The organism is Sphingomonas panacisoli, assembly GCF_007859635.1.
GTDB lineage: Bacteria > Pseudomonadota > Alphaproteobacteria > Sphingomonadales > Sphingomonadaceae > Sphingomonas > Sphingomonas panacisoli.
Genome location: NZ_CP042306.1, coordinates 1,426,899 through 1,443,501 on the forward strand (window position 1 = coordinate 1,426,899; position 16,603 = coordinate 1,443,501).

Annotated in this window: 17 protein-coding genes; 8 read left to right on the top strand and 9 right to left on the bottom strand. The window is 65.8% G+C overall.

Features of this window, described 5'->3' with window-relative positions; translation table 11 throughout:
* Positions 1-49 precede the first annotated feature (49 nt).
* The 5 genes from tkt (at position 50) to FPZ24_RS07255 (ending at position 5,880) form a co-directional block, all read left to right on the top strand.
* On the top strand, positions 50-2,134 hold the full coding sequence (gene tkt, locus FPZ24_RS07235) for a transketolase (RefSeq protein ID WP_146570590.1): 2,085 nt from the start codon (positions 50-52) through the stop codon (positions 2,132-2,134).
* Positions 2,134-3,246, top strand: a complete 1,113-nt coding sequence (gene tal / locus FPZ24_RS07240) for a transaldolase (RefSeq protein ID WP_146570592.1) — start codon at positions 2,134-2,136, stop codon at positions 3,244-3,246. The genes tkt and tal overlap by 1 nt, the downstream gene beginning before the upstream one ends.
* Positions 3,247-3,338: 92 nt before the next feature.
* Positions 3,339-4,325 carry a phosphogluconate dehydrogenase (NAD(+)-dependent, decarboxylating) gene (gene gnd, locus FPZ24_RS07245; RefSeq protein ID WP_146570594.1) on the top strand — a complete coding sequence of 329 codons (987 nt, stop codon included), beginning with the start codon at positions 3,339-3,341 and terminating at the stop codon, positions 4,323-4,325.
* Entirely contained in the window at positions 4,322-5,131 is an 810-nt protein-coding gene (locus FPZ24_RS07250) for an HAD family hydrolase (RefSeq protein ID WP_146570596.1), read from the top strand. The genes gnd and FPZ24_RS07250 overlap by 4 nt, the downstream gene beginning before the upstream one ends.
* Positions 5,128-5,880: an HAD-IIB family hydrolase gene (locus FPZ24_RS07255; protein ID WP_146570598.1), complete on the top strand. Its 753-nt coding sequence runs from the start codon at positions 5,128-5,130 to the stop codon at positions 5,878-5,880. Before FPZ24_RS07250 ends, FPZ24_RS07255 begins: the two co-directional genes overlap by 4 nt.
* 158 nt (positions 5,881-6,038) lie before the next feature.
* On the opposite strand, the gene FPZ24_RS07260 is transcribed toward FPZ24_RS07255, so the two are convergent.
* On the bottom strand, positions 6,039-7,181 hold the full coding sequence (locus FPZ24_RS07260) for an aromatic ring-hydroxylating oxygenase subunit alpha (RefSeq protein WP_146570600.1): 1,143 nt from the start codon (positions 7,179-7,181) through the stop codon (positions 6,039-6,041).
* A gap of 62 nt (positions 7,182-7,243) precedes the next feature.
* On the opposite strand from FPZ24_RS07260, the gene FPZ24_RS07265 reads away from it, so the two are divergent.
* Entirely contained in the window at positions 7,244-8,932 is a 1,689-nt protein-coding gene (locus FPZ24_RS07265; protein ID WP_240047658.1) for an AmpG family muropeptide MFS transporter, read from the top strand.
* Positions 8,929-9,690, top strand: coding sequence for a tetratricopeptide repeat protein (locus tag FPZ24_RS07270; RefSeq protein ID WP_186729122.1), 762 nt, complete (start codon positions 8,929-8,931; stop codon positions 9,688-9,690). Before FPZ24_RS07265 ends, FPZ24_RS07270 begins: the two co-directional genes overlap by 4 nt.
* Here FPZ24_RS07270 and FPZ24_RS07275 read toward each other — a convergent pair.
* From FPZ24_RS07275 to FPZ24_RS07300, 6 genes are all read right to left on the bottom strand, one after another.
* On the bottom strand, positions 9,687-10,130 hold the full coding sequence (locus FPZ24_RS07275; protein ID WP_146570604.1) for a DUF6628 family protein: 444 nt from the start codon (positions 10,128-10,130) through the stop codon (positions 9,687-9,689). The two genes, FPZ24_RS07270 and FPZ24_RS07275, sit on opposite strands and share 4 nt — an antisense overlap.
* Before the next feature lie 68 nt (positions 10,131-10,198).
* The gene (locus tag FPZ24_RS07280; protein ID WP_146570606.1) at positions 10,199-11,512 is read right to left on the bottom strand and encodes a bifunctional folylpolyglutamate synthase/dihydrofolate synthase; all 1,314 of its coding nucleotides are present in this window, start codon (positions 11,510-11,512) and stop codon (positions 10,199-10,201) included.
* A gap of 10 nt (positions 11,513-11,522) precedes the next feature.
* Positions 11,523-12,377, bottom strand: coding sequence for an acetyl-CoA carboxylase, carboxyltransferase subunit beta (gene accD / locus FPZ24_RS07285; RefSeq protein ID WP_146570608.1), 855 nt, complete (start codon positions 12,375-12,377; stop codon positions 11,523-11,525).
* A complete protein-coding gene (gene trpA, locus FPZ24_RS07290) occupies positions 12,374-13,165 on the bottom strand; it encodes a tryptophan synthase subunit alpha (protein ID WP_146570611.1) in 792 nt (263 codons plus the stop codon). The genes accD and trpA overlap by 4 nt, the downstream gene beginning before the upstream one ends.
* A gap of 127 nt (positions 13,166-13,292) precedes the next feature.
* Positions 13,293-14,504, bottom strand: coding sequence for a tryptophan synthase subunit beta (gene trpB / locus FPZ24_RS07295; protein WP_146570613.1), 1,212 nt, complete (start codon positions 14,502-14,504; stop codon positions 13,293-13,295).
* Positions 14,501-15,133, bottom strand: coding sequence for a phosphoribosylanthranilate isomerase (locus FPZ24_RS07300; RefSeq protein WP_146570615.1), 633 nt, complete (start codon positions 15,131-15,133; stop codon positions 14,501-14,503). Before FPZ24_RS07300 ends, trpB begins: the two co-directional genes overlap by 4 nt.
* A gap of 54 nt (positions 15,134-15,187) precedes the next feature.
* On the opposite strand from FPZ24_RS07300, the gene FPZ24_RS07305 reads away from it, so the two are divergent.
* Positions 15,188-15,583, top strand: a complete 396-nt coding sequence (locus tag FPZ24_RS07305; protein WP_146570617.1) for a hypothetical protein — start codon at positions 15,188-15,190, stop codon at positions 15,581-15,583.
* Here FPZ24_RS07305 and pyrF read toward each other — a convergent pair.
* The gene (pyrF, locus tag FPZ24_RS07310) at positions 15,580-16,254 is read right to left on the bottom strand and encodes an orotidine-5'-phosphate decarboxylase (RefSeq protein WP_146570619.1); all 675 of its coding nucleotides are present in this window, start codon (positions 16,252-16,254) and stop codon (positions 15,580-15,582) included. The two genes, FPZ24_RS07305 and pyrF, sit on opposite strands and share 4 nt — an antisense overlap.
* Positions 16,251-16,583, bottom strand: a complete 333-nt coding sequence (locus FPZ24_RS07315; protein WP_146570622.1) for a hypothetical protein — start codon at positions 16,581-16,583, stop codon at positions 16,251-16,253. The genes pyrF and FPZ24_RS07315 overlap by 4 nt, the downstream gene beginning before the upstream one ends.
* Between the last annotated feature and the right edge of the window lie 20 nt (positions 16,584-16,603).

Here is a 16,603-nt window from a genome sequence, read left to right on the forward strand (position 1 = left end):
CGCAACCTCCGCGCCATGACGGCGTTATGCAGGCGAAGCGGGAGCTACCATGTCCGATACCGAAACCACCACCCGCGACGTCGATCATCTGAAAGAGGACGGATCGATCGAGCGCCTGACGATCGATACGATCCGCACGCTGTCGATGGACGCGGTGCAGAAAGCCAATTCCGGCCACCCCGGCACGCCGATGGCGATGGCACCGGTGGGCTATACGTTGTGGTCGCAATTCCTGCGCTACGATCCGTCCAAGCCCGACTGGCCCAACCGCGACCGCTTCGTGCTGTCGGTCGGACATGCGTCGATGTTGCTCTATTCGTTGCTGCATCTGGCCGGCGTCGAGGAAATCGATCGCAACGGCAGGAAGACCGGCAAGGAAGCGGTCAGCCTGCAGGACATCGAAGATTTCCGCCAGATCGGGTCAAAGACGCCCGGGCATCCCGAATACCGCCACACCACCGGGGTCGAGACCACGACGGGCCCGCTGGGCCAGGGTTGCGGCAATTCCGTGGGCATGGCGATCGCCGAGCGCTGGCTCGCCGCGCGCTACAATAAGCCCGACCACACATTGTTCGATCACGACGTCTACGCGCTGGCGGGCGACGGCGATTTGATGGAGGGCGTCAGCCAGGAAGCGGCGAGCCTCGCGGGGCATCTGCGCCTGTCGAACCTGTGCTGGATCTACGACAGCAATCACATCACGATCGAGGGCAAGACCAGCCTGACCTTCGACGAAGATGTCGGCAAGCGCTTCGAGGGCTATGGCTGGAACGTCATCCACGTCGACGACGCCAACGATTGCGACGCTCTGGCCCAGGCGTTCGCAGCGTTCCGCAAGACCGACGACCGGCCGACGCTGATCATTGTCCATTCGATCATCGGTTACGGCAGCCCGATTGCCGGCACGTCGAAGGCGCACAGCGACGCGATGGGCGAAGCGGTGATCGCGGAGACCAAGCGCGCTTATGGCTGGCCCGAGGACAAGAGCTTCTACGTTCCCGACGGCGTTGTAGAGCATTTCAATGGTTGCGTCGCTGATCGCGGCCGTCCGGCGCGCGAGGCGTGGGAGGCGACGCTCGCGAGTTATCGCACCGCGCATCCCGATCTGAGCAAGGAACTCGACGCGATGCTGTCGGACACGTTGCCCGACGGCTGGGACGCCGACATTCCGGTATTCGAAGCCGACGCCAAGGGGCTCGCGAGCCGCGATGCCGCCGGCAAGGTGCTCAACGCGATCGTGCCGCACGTGCCGTGGCTGATCGGCGGCTCGGCCGATCTCGCGCCCTCGACCAAGACCGACATCAAGGGTGCGTCGTCGTTCGAGCCGGGCAGCTACGATGGCTGCAACTTCCATTTCGGCGTGCGCGAGCACGGCATGGGTGCGGTGGTGAACGGCATGACGCTGTCGCATCTGCGCGGATACGGCTCCACCTTCTTCGTGTTCCTCGACTATATGCGCCCGCCGGTGCGGCTGTCGTCGCTGATGGAAATCGGCGCGGTATGGGTATTCACGCACGATTCGATCGGCGTGGGGGAGGACGGCCCGACGCATCAGCCGATCGAGCACCTCGCCATGCTGCGCGCGACGCCGGGAATGGATACGATCCGGCCCTGCGACGCGAACGAGGCGGCGGCGGCGTGGAAAGCGGTCATGAAAGATAGCGGCCACCCGCACGCGCTCGTCCTGTCGCGCCAGGCCCTGCCGACGCTCGACCGGTCGAAATATGCCAGCGCCGACGGGCTCGAAAAGGGCGCGTATGTGCTTGCTGACAGCGACGATCCCGAACTGATCCTGATCGCGACCGGCTCCGAAGTCGGGTTGGCCATTCAAGCGTACGAGCAGCTCAAAGGCGAAGGCGTCGCTGTGCGGGTCGTATCGATGCCCAGCTGGTTCCGGTACGAGAAGCAATCCGACGCATATAAGGAAAGCGTGCTGCCCAAGGCAGTTAGCGCGCGTGTTTCGATCGAGATGGGAAGCGAGATCGGCTGGGACCGCTATATCGGGCTCGACGGCAAGGCGATCAGCATGGCGACCTTCGGGGCGTCGGCGCCAATCGCCAAGCTGCAGGAAAAGTTCGGGTTCACCGTCGATAATGTCGTGAAGACCGCCAAATCGTTGCTGGAGACAAAGTGATGGGACGCCTCAACGAACTCGAGAAACTCGGCCAGGCGGTGTGGCTCGACTTTATCGATCGCAAGCTGCTCGCCGAGGGCGGGCTGAAGAAACTGGTCGACGAGGACGGTATTACCGGCGTCACCAGCAACCCCTCGATCTTCCAGAAGGCGATGGGCGAGGGCGACGCCTATGACGACGAGCTCGCCAAATTCGATCGCGCCAACCCCGACGCGTCGGCGATGGCGCGCTACGAGCATCTCGCGATCCGCGATATTCAGGAAGCTGCCGACACGCTGCGCCCGGTGTACGACCGGCTCGACGCGAAAGACGGCTATGTGAGCATGGAGGTGTCGCCCTATCTGGCGAACGACACCGACGAGACCGCGGCGGAGGCCGAGCGGCTGTGGTGGACGGTCGATCGGCCGAACCTGATGATCAAGATTCCCGGCACGCCGGCGGGCGTTCCGGCGATCGCGACGTCGATCGACAAGGGCATCAACGTCAACGTGACATTGCTGTTCGGGATCGAGGCGTACAAGGCCGTCGCGCTGGCGTTCGTCGAGGGTCTCGAAAAGCGCGCAGCGCGGGGCGAAGCGATCGACAAGATCGCATCGGTTGCGAGCTTCTTCGTGTCGCGTATCGATACCAAGATCGATGATGCGATCGACGAGGGCAAGGGTGGCGACGCGGCCAAGCCGCTGGCCGGCAAGGTCGCGATCGCCAACGCGAAGCTCGCGTATCAATGGTATCTCGACTTCATCAAATCCGACCGTTGGCAGGCGCTGGCCGCCAAGGGCGCGATGCCGCAGCGGCTACTCTGGGCGTCGACGGGTACCAAGAATGCGGCCTATTCCGACGTGCTCTACCTCGACACGCTGATCGGCAAGGACACGGTCAACACCGTGCCGCCCAAGACGATGGACGCGTATCGCGACCACGGCACCGCGGCGGAAACGCTGACGCAGGACGTGGATGGCGCGAAGCACGTTCTGGCGGAGACCGAACGGCTCGGCCTCGATCTGAACGGCGTGACCGACACGCTGGTCGAGGAGGGCGTCGCGTCCTTCTCCAAGGCGTTCGACGAATTGCTCGCGTCGATCGCGGCCAAGCATCCGGCAGAAGCAACTTAACTCAGTCCCGTCCGTTCGCCCTGAGCTTGTCGAAGGGCGTTGTCTCACCGTGCTTCGACAAGCTCAGCACGAACGGGTGAAGGTCTGACTACATGAAAATCGGGATCATCGGCCTCGGCCGGATGGGTGGGAACATCGCGCGGCGGTTGATGCGCAACGGGCACGAGACGGTGGTCTACGACCGCTCGCCCGAGACGGTGAAAGCGCTGGCCGGCGAAGGCGCGATCGGGGTCAATTCGCTCGACGACATGAAGGCCAAGCTCGATGGCCAGGCGATCTTCTGGGTGATGCTTCCCGCAGGCGATCCGACCGACAGCACGATCGAGACGCTGGCGGGTATGTGCGCCGCCGGCGACATCATCATCGATGGCGGCAATACCTTCTACAAGGACGATATAAAGCGCGCCAAGCATCTGGCGAAAAAGCAGATTCACTACGTCGATGTCGGCACGTCGGGCGGCGTATGGGGCCTCGAGCGCGGCTATTGCATGATGGTCGGCGGCGAGGCCGACGTCGTGAAGACGCTCGACCCGATCCTGGAGGCACTGGCGCCAGGGCTCGGCACGATCCCGCGCACGCCGAACCGGATGGAGCAGGAGGGCGAGGACCCGCGCGCGGAGAAGGGCTATATCCACGCCGGCGCCGCGGGGGCGGGGCATTTCGTGAAGATGGTGCACAACGGCATCGAATACGGCCTGATGCAGGCCTATGCCGAGGGTTTCGACGTGCTGAAGGGCAAGAATTCGGAGAGCCTGCCCGAGGACGAGCGCTACGACCTGAACCTGACCGACATCGCCGAGGTGTGGCGGCGCGGCAGCGTAATCTCGTCCTGGTTGCTCGATTTGTGCGCACAACAGCTCGCCAAGGACATGGATCTTGCCCAATTCACCGGGCGGGTTGCGGATTCGGGCGAAGGACACTGGACCGTCGAGGCGGCAATGGAAGAGGCGGTTCCCGCGTACGTCCTGACCGCGGCTTTGTTCTCGCGCTATCGCAGCCGCGTCGAGCACACCTATGGCGACAAGTTGCTGTCGGCGATGCGGTTCGGGTTTGGCGGGCATGTCGAGATGCCGCAGTGAGCATTCGGCTGGTCGTGTCGGACGTCGACGGCACGCTGGTTCGGAAGGACAAGTCGCTCAGTCCGCAAGTGATCGCGGCGGTCAAGCGGCTGCGCGAGGCGGGCGTGCCGTTCACGCTGATCAGCGCGCGGCCGATGTCCGGCATGATCCCGCTGATCAAGCCGCTCGGCATCGATATCCCGCTGGCGGCGGTGAATGGCGGGATCATCTTCCGCCCCGATGGCGCGGTCCTGTCGGCATGCCATGTCGAGCGCGCGGTGGTGGAGGGCGTGTTCGCGATCATCGGCGACGCGCCGGTCGATACGTGGGTATTCGCCGACCAACGGTGGTACGCGACGAGCGATCAGGGCGTGCATGTCGAGCATGAACGCGTCGCCTCCGCGCAAAGCCCGGTGCTCCGCGACGAGTTCACCGACCTCTACGACCGCGTCGACAAGCTGACGATCGTCAGCGACGACGCGGCTCTCCTCAAGGGGCTCGCCGAAAAGGCGAAGGCGAAGTTCGGCAGCGCGGCGACGATCGCGCAGAGCCAGACCTACTATCTCGACGTCACCGGTATCACCGCGAACAAAGGCGACGGCGTCGCGGCGCTCGCGAAAATGCTCGGCATCGACATGGCCGACGTCGCGGTGTTCGGCGACATGGAGAACGACGTCCCGATGTTCGACCGCGCCGGTTTCTCGGTCGTGATGGGCCAGGCGCCCGACGCGGTGAAGGCCAAGGCCGACGAGGTTTCCAGCAGCAACGAAGAGGACGGCGTCGCGCATGCGATCGACGCGTTCGTCCTCCCGAAGGTGACAGCATGAAGAAACTGATCGCGTTCGACCTCGACGGCACCCTGGCGCTGTCGAAGCAGCCGCTCGACGACCGTATGGCGAACGCGCTCGCCGACCTGCTCGATGTTTGCAAGGTAGATATCATCTCGGGCGGCGACTGGCCGCAGTTCGAGAAGCAGGTGGTCGGGCGGATGATCGACCGCGCGAACCTTTCAAACCTGTTCATTCAGCCGACGACGGGGACCAAGCTGTACCGGTTCATCGACGGCGAATGGAAAGCGATCTACGCCGAGTTGTTCAGCGCGGACGAGCGCAAACACATCATCGACGCGTTCGACAAGGCGATGGCGGAGGAGGGGCTCGACCAAGGCAAGACCTGGGGCGATCGCGTCGAGGACCGCGGCAGCCAGGTAACCTTTTCCGCGCTGGGCCAGCAGGCGCCGCTCGAGGAAAAGGACAAGTGGGATCCCGACCACGCCAAGCGGAAGAAGCTACAGGCCCGGCTCAGGACGATGCTGCCCGATCTGTCGATCAATATCGGTGGCTCGACCTCGATCGACGTGACCCGCAAGGGCGTCGACAAGCAATATGGCTTGCGCAAGTTGCTGCCCGAGGCTGGCGTTACCGCGGACGAAGTGCTGTTCCTGGGCGACGCGATCTTTCCGGGCGGGAACGACTATCCGGCGAAGGAAATGGGGCTCGACACGATCAAGGTCGATTCGATCGAGGATACGCGCCGGGTCATCGAGACGATCGTCCTGGTGTTGAAGGGGAAATAATCCTCCCTGAGCTTGCTCGGGGAGGGGGACCATTTGCGAAGCAAATGGTGGAGGGGCGTGAGCGAAGCGAACGTGGCGCCGTCCTCGCCGCGATGCGGCTGCGGCCCCTCCGTCAGCGCTGTGCGCGCTGCCACCTCCCCATCTTCGATAGGGAGGATTCAGCCTATTAACGCCGCTTCCGCAGCGTCGTGGAACACCTTGATCCCGCCTTCCAGCCCGCCCAGCGTCAGCCGATCGATCGCGCCCGACATCAGCCCTTCCTGGCCCAGCGCCGCCGCGCGGAAATCCTCCGCGCCGAACACGCCGCCATCGAGCAGATTCCAGCTCTTTTCCCAATGCGTCAGCGCCTTGTCGGTGGCGGGCGGCTCCGGGATCAGCATGAAATCCTCGACCAGTACGCGGTCGACCGCGCGCGGCATCAGCGTCATCAGGTTCATGTAATCGGGGCTGACGATCAGGATCGTCGCGGGGAACATCTGGTAGGTGTATGTGATCGCACGGCGCAAGGTCGGCCAATCCTCCGCCGCGCATTCGATCGCTTCTACGTCGCGCCCCACAGCGGAGCGTTGGTGCGATCCGATGAGGTCGCCTGATGCCACGCCGTCCTTGAAGAACGGGCCGATCGTCGCGGCGTGAAGGCGCTGGACGTGATAGCTTTCCAGGAACGCGTCCATGATCAACTTCCAGTTCGCCGCGACGTCGTGCGTGCGTCGCTTGAACAGATGCTGCCCCGCCAGGTCGAACGCGTCGAAATCGTGGCCGAGCGTATCGGGTTCCGCGAAGTCGGCGCTCTCGTCGAACGCGAACCAGATCAGCCCGCCGGCCTCGCGCGTCGGCAGACGCTTCAGGCCGAGCGCCGCCTTGTCGAGCCCGGGAAAGGCGTCGGTGCGCGGCAGCGCGAGCAGCTTGCCGTCCAGGCCGTAGGTCCAGGCATGATAGGGGCAGACCAGCTTGCTCGCGCAGACCATCTCGCCACCTTCGACCAGCCGCGTGCCGCGATGCTGGCAGACGTTGAGGAACACGTGCGCCACACCCTCGCGATCGCGCGTGACGAGCAATGGCTTGCCATAGCCGTCATGCGGCACCGCCATGCCGGGTTCGGGCAGCAGCGCTGACGGCGCGATCACGAGCGGGCGTCGCCCGAACAATCGCTCGCGCTCGGCCGCGTAGCGCGCCGGATCGGTATAGGCCGCCGCGTCGATGCGCGTGATCGTCGGCTCGCGCCGCGCGCCGCCCTCCGCCAGTTGTTTCGCCAGCGCGAGTTGTCCCGGCGTCGGAGCGATCTTGGCCGCCACGTTCATGGGCTTCCTCTCCCCGTATTTGCGGCTAGTGTCTGCCGTAACGATAAGGGGAGCAAGCCTGAATGAGCGAAGCGTCGGCACGACCGAAAGGCCTGAAGGTGTTCGCGGCGGCGCTCCGCACGCGAAAATCGGCGTCGATGCTGGTGTTCGGGTTCTCGTCGGGCCTACCGGTCGCGTTGCTCGTCGGCACGCTGACCGCGTGGTTAGGCGAAGTCGGGATCAAGCTGGCGACGATCGGGGTGCTGTCGTGGATCGGGCTGACCTACGCGTTCAAGTTCCTGTGGTCGCCGCTCGTCGATCGCGTGCAACTGCCCGGCATTGGCGCGCTGGGGCGGCGCAAGAGCTGGATCGTCTTGTGCCAAGTGATCATGATCGCCAGCCTCGTCGCGATCGTTGCGACCGACCCCACGGTGCATATCGCGCGGTTCGCTCTATTCGCGTTCTTCGGTGCGTTGGCGTCGGCGACGCAGGATATCGCGATCGACGGTTGGCGGATCGACGTCGCCGACGAGGAGGCGCCGGTCGAATTGCTGTCGGCGGTGTATCAGCTCGGCTCGCGCACCGCGTCGATCGTCGGCGGCGCGGTGGCGCTGTATCTGGCGGCGCGGATGTCGTGGCCGACCGTGTATCTGGTGATGGCCGGGCTAATGGTTGTGACGCTGGTGCTCGGACTCGGGGCGCCCGATACCGAGCGTCCGCCGAGTACGCCGATCAGTGTACTGGCCCAGCCCGGCGAAGTCACCCCCCGCGTCCGCGCGATCGCGCTGATGATCGTCGGCGCCAGCTGGACCTGGGCGATCGTCACGCTGGTGATGTTCATGATCAGCATGCTGGCCGACGTCCCGCCCGGGGGCGTCCGACCGTCGGCGGGCGATTTCCTCAAGACCTGGGGCGTCGTCATCATCGTCGCGACCGTGTTCGTGCCGTTGATCGTCGCGGCGGTCGTCAACCGCATGAAGGCGCGCGGGCAGGGGGTGCAGACCGTCGAGGACACCGTCCGCTCGGGCGCGCGCACCGCCGCGAACCACCTGTACGGCGCGTTGATCGCGCCACTCGCCGATCTGACCGAGCGGTTGCGCTGGGGCGTGCTGCTGATCATCGGCCTGATCCTGACCTATGCGCTGTGCTACAACGTGTGGGCGTCGTTCGCGTACCCGTTCTATCTCGATTTCATGCATTATTCGAAGGACGAGGTCGCGTTCGCCTCGAAGATCTTCGGCATCATCATGTCGATCGTCGGGGTCAGCGTCGGCGGTTTCCTGTTCATCAAGATCGGACGGTTCCCGACCGTATTGATCGGCGCGATCCTGCCGATCTTTGGCAATTTCGTCTTCGCCGATCTCGCCGACGGATCGCCCTATATCGACATGGTGCTCCACACGACGCGGCTCGACCTGTTGGTGCAGACGTTCGGCGGCGACCTGCGCATGGCGCGGCTGCTGCTGGCGATCTGCTACGAGAACATCTCGACCGGCATCGCGGGCGCGGCACTTGTCGCGTTCGTGTCGGGCGTGGTCAGCAAGAAGTTCGCCGCGGTCCAATATTCGGTGCTGTCGTCGATGACCTTCCTGGTCGGGGCGCTGATGCGCGCACCGGTGGGTGAGGCGATCCCGATCTACGGCTATGGCGACGTGTTCCGCTGGCTGTCGCTGGCCGGCGTCATCGCGATCGCGTTCGTGCTGCTCGAATGGTGGCGGTCGTCTTATGTCGCGCGCGCCGAGGAACCGGGACACACCGGCAAGCCTGCATGATCATGCTGCTGCTGATCTACGGCATCCCGATCCTGTGCCAGGTCGCGTGCGTGGTCCATTGCATCAAGATGGGCCGCAACCAGATCTGGATCTGGCCGATCGTGCTGTTCCCGGTGGTCGGCTGCATCGCCTATTTCATCATCGAGGTAATGCCGGGGATGCAGGGCAACCGTCACGTCCGCACGATGAAGGCGCAGGCGGCGAAGGCGATCGATCCCGAGCGCGAGGTCCGGCTGGCGCGCGATGCGCTGGGGCTGGCGGACACGGTCGCGAACCGCATCCGGCTGGCCGATGCGCTGGCGGCGGTGAAGCGGCCGGATGAGGCGATCCCTTACTATCGCGAGGCGCTGGCCGCGCAGCCGCTGCCCGATCCGCGCACCGAGACCAAGCTGGCCAACGCCTTGTTCGAGGCGGATCAGGTCGATGAGGCGCTGACCACGGTCGAGGGCATCAAGGAACCGAGCGGACAGAGCGAGCGCGACAAGCTGAACCTGCTCCGCGCGCGGCTATACGATCATGTCGGGCGGCAGGACGAGGCGTTCGACATCTATCGCGACATCGTGACCCGCATGCCGGGCGAGGAGGCGCGGTGCCGCTATGCCGCGCTGCTGCTGGAGATGGGGCGCAAGCGCGAGGCGCAGGGCGTGCTCGAGGAAGTCGAGGACCGGATGAAGCGGCTCGACAGCCACCAGCGGCGGGCGGATGCCGAGATGTATCGCTGGGCGACCGACAAGCTCAAGGAACTGCGCGCGGGCTAGCCGCCGATCGGCAGCCCCAAATCGGCAAACGCGGCGGACAGCGCGGCCGCGCTGGCGACGATCGCGTCCGCGCGGCGTTCGGCCATCACGTCGGCGAGCAGCAAGCGGGCGGCATCGGGGCGGCGCTCGGCATGGCCGATCGCGGTGAGTAACGCCGCCTCCGCCCAGGTCATGCGCGCGCAGCAGCATGGCGCGATCGCGATCGTCGTCGTGGCGGTGGCCGCGAGTTCGGCCATGAACGCGCGCGCCAGCACCAGCGGGCGACGAAATCCGCTGCCGAAAGCGACGACGAACGTCTGCGCGACATGCGCGTCCGCCAGGCCGTGCGCGCCCATCCGCCGGATCGCGAGGAGGAGCAGGCGGTCGCCCGTAGCCTCCGGCAACGGATGCGGCAGCGTCGTGGGATTGGGGGCCGGCGAGGGGGCAGGAAGCGTGGTCAAAGCGGCGACTCCGTCGTTGGATCGCCAGTCTCCGGATTTCGCTATTGATAGTCAATCGCAATAATGGATCAGGTCGGCAGTTCGTCGTTGGCGGCGAGCACTTCACCGGCGAGATAGAGCGATCCGAGGATCAGGACGCGGCGCGACGCATCGCTCTTCGCCAGGTGCCGAAGCGCGTTGGGCACGGTGGCGGCGGTGCGTGCCGACATGCCGAGGCTCTTGGCGATCGCCGCGAGGTCGGTGGGCGCGTGATGCTCGTGATGCGGCACGGGAACCGCGATCAGCTGCTCGGCAAGCGGCGCGATCGGCGCCAGCAGACCGCGCGGGTCCTTGTTCGACAGCATACCGACGATCAAATGCCAGCCTTCCTGATGCTGCGATCCCAGCGCGGCTGCAATCGCTGTCCCCGCCGCCGGGTTATGCCCGCCGTCCAGCCAAACCTCGCTACCAGCCGGCAGCAAGCGAGTCAGCGGCCCGTCGCCCAGCCGCTGCATCCGCGCCGGCCAAGTCGCCCCCTCGGCCGCCGCGGCATAAGCGACGGGCGGGATCGTCAGCGCTCGCTGGTGCCGCAGCATCGCGATGGCAAGCGCGAGGTTGCCCGGCTGATGCGGCCCGACGAGGCGGGGCAGCGGCGTGGTCACCTTGCCTGCGGTGTCGCGATAGGTGACGTGGTCGGCCTCCGCTGCCCAGAACCAATGCCCGCCCTCCGCCGCGACCGGCGCACCTGCCGTTCGCGCGACGGCGGCGATCCGCGCCTCGATCTTCGGCGGGTAGCGCATTGTCACCAGCGGCACGTGCGGTTTGGCGATGCCGGCTTTCTCCGCGGCGATGCCTTCCGGATCGCTGCCGAGAAAGCGCTCGTGATCGATCCCGAGCTGCGCGATCCCGGTGACGATCGGGTCGGCGATGACGTTGGTCGCGTCGAGTCGCCCGCCGAGCCCGACCTCGACGATGCACGCGTCCGCGGGCGTGCGCGAGAAAGCAAGGAATGCGGCCGCCGTCGTCACCTCGAAGAAGCTCGCGCCGATATCACCGCCGGCATCGAGCACTTCCGCGAGCAACGGCGCGAGCTCGGCATCATCGATAAGGCTACCGTTCAGCCGGATCCGCTCGTTGAAGCGCACGAGATGCGGGCTCGAATAAACGTGCGTCGTATAGCCCGCCGCCTCGATCGCGGCGCGTAGGAAGGCGCAGGTCGATCCCTTGCCGTTGGTGCCGGCGACGTGCAGCACCGGCGGCAAGTGCAAGTGCGGATTGCCGATCCGTGCGAGCAGTTCGGAGATCCGCTCCAGCCCCAAGATGTCCGCCCCGGGCGACAACGCCCAAAGCCGATCGAGCTGCGCCTGGACGGCGGGATCGGTCGAGCGGGCGTGGTCGGCCACGTGAGTGCAGTTACGCGGCTTTACGCCGGTCGCAGAGGTAACCGATGACGTTCGCCAGCGTCGTCTTCAGCTCGGCCCGTTCGACGACCATATCGAGCATGCCGTGGTCGAGCAGATATTCGGCGCGTTGGAATCCTTCCGGCAACTTCTCGCGGATCGTCTGTTCGATCACGCGCTGACCGGCGAACCCGATCAAGGCACCCGGCTCGGCGATCTGGATGTCGCCCAGCATCGCATAGCTTGCGGTGACGCCGCCGGTGGTTGGGTCGGTCAGGACGACGATATAGGGCAGCCCGGCGTCGTGGAGCATCTCGATCGCTACGGTCGCGCGCGGCATCTGCATCAGCGACAGGATACCTTCCTGCATCCGTGCGCCGCCCGCCGCGGTGAAGATGACGTAGGGCGCCTTGCGGTCGATCGCCGCCTCGACCCCGCGCACGAACGCCTCGCCCACCGCCAGGCCCATCGATCCGCCCATGAACGCGAAGTCCTGGACGCCGACGACGGCGGTGCGACCGTCGATCGTGCCGATCGCGTTGATCAGCGCGTCGCTCTCGCCGGTCGCGGCGCGCGCGGCCTTGATGCGATCGACGTACCTTTTCTGGTCGCGGAACTTCAGGGGGTCCTCGGGTACGCGCGGCGCATCGACCAGGTCGTAGTCCTCGTCGAACAATTGCGCGAACCGCTCGGTCGGGCCGATCCGTTCGTGATGCCCGCAATTCGGACAGACGCTGAGATTGTCTTCCAACTCCTTGGCGAACACCATCTGCCCACACCCCTTGCACTTGTGCCAGAGGTTGTCGGGGCTCTCCTTCTTCGGGATGACGTAGGACAGCGCGTTGCGGACGTTGGTCAGCCAACTCATACGGATTCCTTCCTCGCGGCGCGCACGGCGCTCGACAGGGTTTCGATATAGGCGCGAACGTGGCGCGGCGCATCCTCGCCATGCTCGCCGATCAGTTCGACGATCGCCGAGCCGACCACGACGCCGTCGGCGACGCGCGCGATCGCGGCGGCTTGGTCGGGCGTGCGAACGCCGAAGCCGACTGCGACGGGCAGGTCGGTCGAGGCTTTCAGGCGCGCGACGGCATCCTCGATCGAGGCTTGCGCGGCCTGCTGCTTGCCGGTGATTCCGGCGACCGAGACGTAGTAGAGGAACCCGCTCGCGCCTTCGAGCACCTGCGGCAGACGCGCGGCATCAGTGGTGGGGGTAGCGAGGCGGATATTGGCGACGTCGCATGCTCGGAGGGCGGTGCCGAGGCTGTCATCCTCCTCGGCGGGAACATCGACGCAGATCACGCCGTCCACGCCAGCGTCGCGTGCGGCGGCGGCGAACCAGTCCGGCCCACGCCGCGTCATGGGGTTGGCATAGCCCATCAGGACGAGCGGCACGTCGGCATGGCGCGCTCGGAAGTCGCGGGCGATGCGCAGGATGTCGGCGGTCGTCGTGCCAGCGCCGAGGCTACGCAGATTCGCCTGCTGGATCGCGGGGCCATCGGCCATCGGATCGGTGAACGGCATGCCGAGCTCGATCACGTCCGCCCCGCCCTCGACCAGCGCGTCGAGGATCGCGGGGGTCGGCCCGTCGCCGGCAGTGACGAAGCAAACGAGCGCCGGTTGGCCTTTGGCGAAGGCTCGCTCAAGCCTATTCATTCTTCGTCACCCCGGCCTTGTGCCGGGGTCCACCGGGCCGCAATCGATACGCCGCAAGCCTCTTGTCCAGCACTTGCTGCGCGGTGGATCCCGGCACAAGGCCGGGATGACGGCGGGTAAGCGCTCCTCATATCGCCACGCCCAACGCCTCGGCGACGGTGAAGATGTCCTTGTCGCCGCGGCCGGACACGTTGACGACGATAATCTGATCGCCGTTCATTTCCCGCGCCTTGGTCTCCAAAGCTGCTAGCGCATGCGAGCTTTCGAGCGCGGGGATGATGCCTTCGAGCTTGCAGCACAGTTGGAACGCGTCGAGCGCTTGCTGGTCGGTGATCGGCACGTAATCGACCCGACCACTCTCGTGCAGCCAGCTATGCTCCGGCCCGATCCCCGGATAGTCGAGCCCCGCTGAGATCGAATGCGCCTCGGTGATCTGACCGTCCTCATCCTGCAGCAGATAGGTCTTGTTGCCGTGCAGGATGCCGGGCGCGCCGCCGGTCAGGCTGGCGGCATGCTGGCCGGTGTCGATGCCGTGGCCCGCCGCCTCGACGCCGACCATCTTCACGTCGGCATCGTCGAGGAACGGGTGGAACATGCCGATCGCGTTCGACCCGCCGCCGACCGCCGCGATCAGCAGGTCGGGCAGGCGGCCTTCCGCTTTCAAAATCTGTGCCCTGGTCTCGGTTCCTATCACGCTTTGGAAGTCGCGGACGAGTTCGGGATAGGGATGCGGACCAGCTGCCGTGCCTATAATATAGAAAGTGTCGTGGACGTTCGCGACCCAATCGCGCAGCGCCTCGTTCATTGCGTCCTTCAGCGTCTGCGCGCCCGACGTTACCGGCTGAACTTCCGCGCCCAGCAATTTCATCCGGAATACGTTGGGCTTCTGCCGCTCGACGTCCTTCGCGCCCATGAAGATCGTGCACGGCAGGCCGAAGCGCGCCGCGACCGTGGCGGTGGCGACGCCATGCTGGCCCGCGCCGGTTTCGGCGATGATCCGCGTCTTGCCCATCCGCATCGCGAGCAGGATCTGGCCGATGCAATTGTTGATCTTGTGCGCGCCGGTGTGGTTCAACTCCTCGCGCTTGAAATAGATTTTGGCGCCGCCGTAGTGCCGGGTCAGCCGCTCGGCGAAATAGAGCGGGCTGGGGCGGCCGACATAGTTCGCCATCAGATCGTCGAACTGCGCCTGGAACGCCGGATCGGCCTTCGCCGCGCGATATTCGCGTTCAAGGTCGAGGATCAGCGGCATCAGCGTCTCGGCGACGTAGCGGCCGCCGAACTGGCCGAAATGCCCGCGCTCGTCTGGCTGGGCGCGATAGGAATTGGGGGCGGTCATAGCTGCCCAACCGCCTGAAGGAACGCCGCGATCTTGTCCACATCCTTGACGCCAGGCGCGGACTCGACCCCGGTGGAGACGTCGACCAGCGTCGCGCCGGTGCGTCGTACCGCCTCGGCGACGTTATCGGCGCTCAGGCCGCCCGATAGCGCCCAGGGCAGCGGATGCTGGAACCCGTCGAGCAGCCCCCAATCGAACCGCACCCCCATGCCGCCGGGCAAGGCACCGTCTGGCGTCTTGGCGTCATAGAGAATTTTGTCGGCCGCTTGCCGATAGTTAGAAGCGGTGTCGAGGTCGGCGCGCGTCTTGACCGCGACCGCGGCCCACACCTCGCGCCGACTATACTCCTTCAGCGCGGCGGCGCGTCCCGGCGTCACGTTGTGCAGTTGGATTGCGTCGAGCGCGCCGCTTTCGATCGCTTGATCGATCAGCGCGTTGCACGGATCGACGAACACCCCGACCTTCGCGATCCGCGCGGGCACGCGCGCGGTCAGCCCGCGCACCGCGTCGAACGACACGGCGCGGGGAGAGGGCGGATAGAACACGAATCCGACATGGCTCGCCCCGCCGGCGATCGCGGCGTCGAGCGTTTCGGGGGTGCTGAGCCCGCAAATCTTAACCGAAACCATAGGACCAGCGCGCTACCCGATGCCGGCGCCACGGCAAAGGGCCAAGGGGACACGATGCGGTACCGGCTGACCAGCGACCGATACGAATTGAACAAGGTCGAGCGGTGGGCGATCGAAGGGCTGATCGCGTGGCGGATCATCGCGATGTTCGCGATCGGCATCATCGCGACGCATTTCCTGACCGGCTTTTATGTCGACGCGGGTCTGTCGAAGGATATGGCCGACGTGGCCGTCTTCCTGACGCTGAACGTGACGTTCTTCGCTGCCTGCTACAAATATTGGAGCCGGTCGATTTTCCCGATCGCACCGGCGGGCTGGCGTCGCGGCACCAAGGCCAAGGTCGCTGTCATCGTCCTGATCGCGCAGTTGAGCGTGCTCGCCTTCGCGCCGCTTGGCGTGCAATTGATGGTAGCGCTGGCGCTCGCCTGGTACCGGTTCAACGTCGCCTAGAGCGTCGCGCCGATTTCGCGTGCGGCAAGGTCGGGATCGTCCGCGCCGGTAATCGGGCGGCCGACTACCAGGATCGACGCCCCCGCATCGAGCGCGGCGCGCGGCGTCACCACGCGCTTCTGGTCGCCGATATGGCCGTTCGCCGGGCGTACGCCGGGAACGACGAAGAAGCCCTTCGGCCAGTGCTTGTGCGCGGCGGCGACCTCGTCGCCCGAACAGACGATGCCGTCGAGCCCGGCGTCCATCGCGAGATCGGTCAAGCGCAGCACCTGATCATGCGCCGATCCCTCGATACCAGTCGTGCGCAGATCGTTCTCGTCCAAGCTGGTCAGCATCGTCACCGCGACCACCTTGGTGCCGAGCGGCGCGGCCGCCTTGGCATCCTCCAGCATCGCGCGGCCGCCGGCGCCGTGGACGGTCAGCACCGCCGGGTCGAGCCCGCGCAGCGCCTGCACTGCCTTGCCGACGGTGTTGGGGATGTCGTGGAGCTTGAGGTCGAGGAAGATCGGCAGGCCGAGATCGTGCATTTCCTGCACGCCGTGCCGCCCGTTTGCCATGAAGAATTCGAGGCCCAGCTTGATCCCGCCGACATGGTGGCGGACGCGATTGGCGATCGCCTTGGCCCGGTCGATGTCCGGCGTGTCGAGCGCGACGAAGATGCGGCTGGTCATAGCAGCTTGTCGGCCGGCGGGAGAGGTACGGGCGGCGTGACAGGCGTCGGCACCGGATCGGCTGCGAGGATCACCGGCGTTGGCTTCAGGTCGGCGATCACGCGCTCGGCGGTGTTGAGCCGCTGCGCCAGGCGCCAGCGCTGCGTGCGGAGGTAGAGATAGGTCGGCAACCAACCGGCCAGGAACGTCAACAGCATCAGGAACGGCAGGTTCACCTCCGCGACCAGCCCGCCCCACAGATTGATCGTGACCCACGTCCAGTTGCCGAAGGTGAAGATCGCCGCGACGAACGCCAGCAGAACCCACAGCAGGATCTTGAGGAATTGCATGCGGGGAGGCTAGCGGGGTG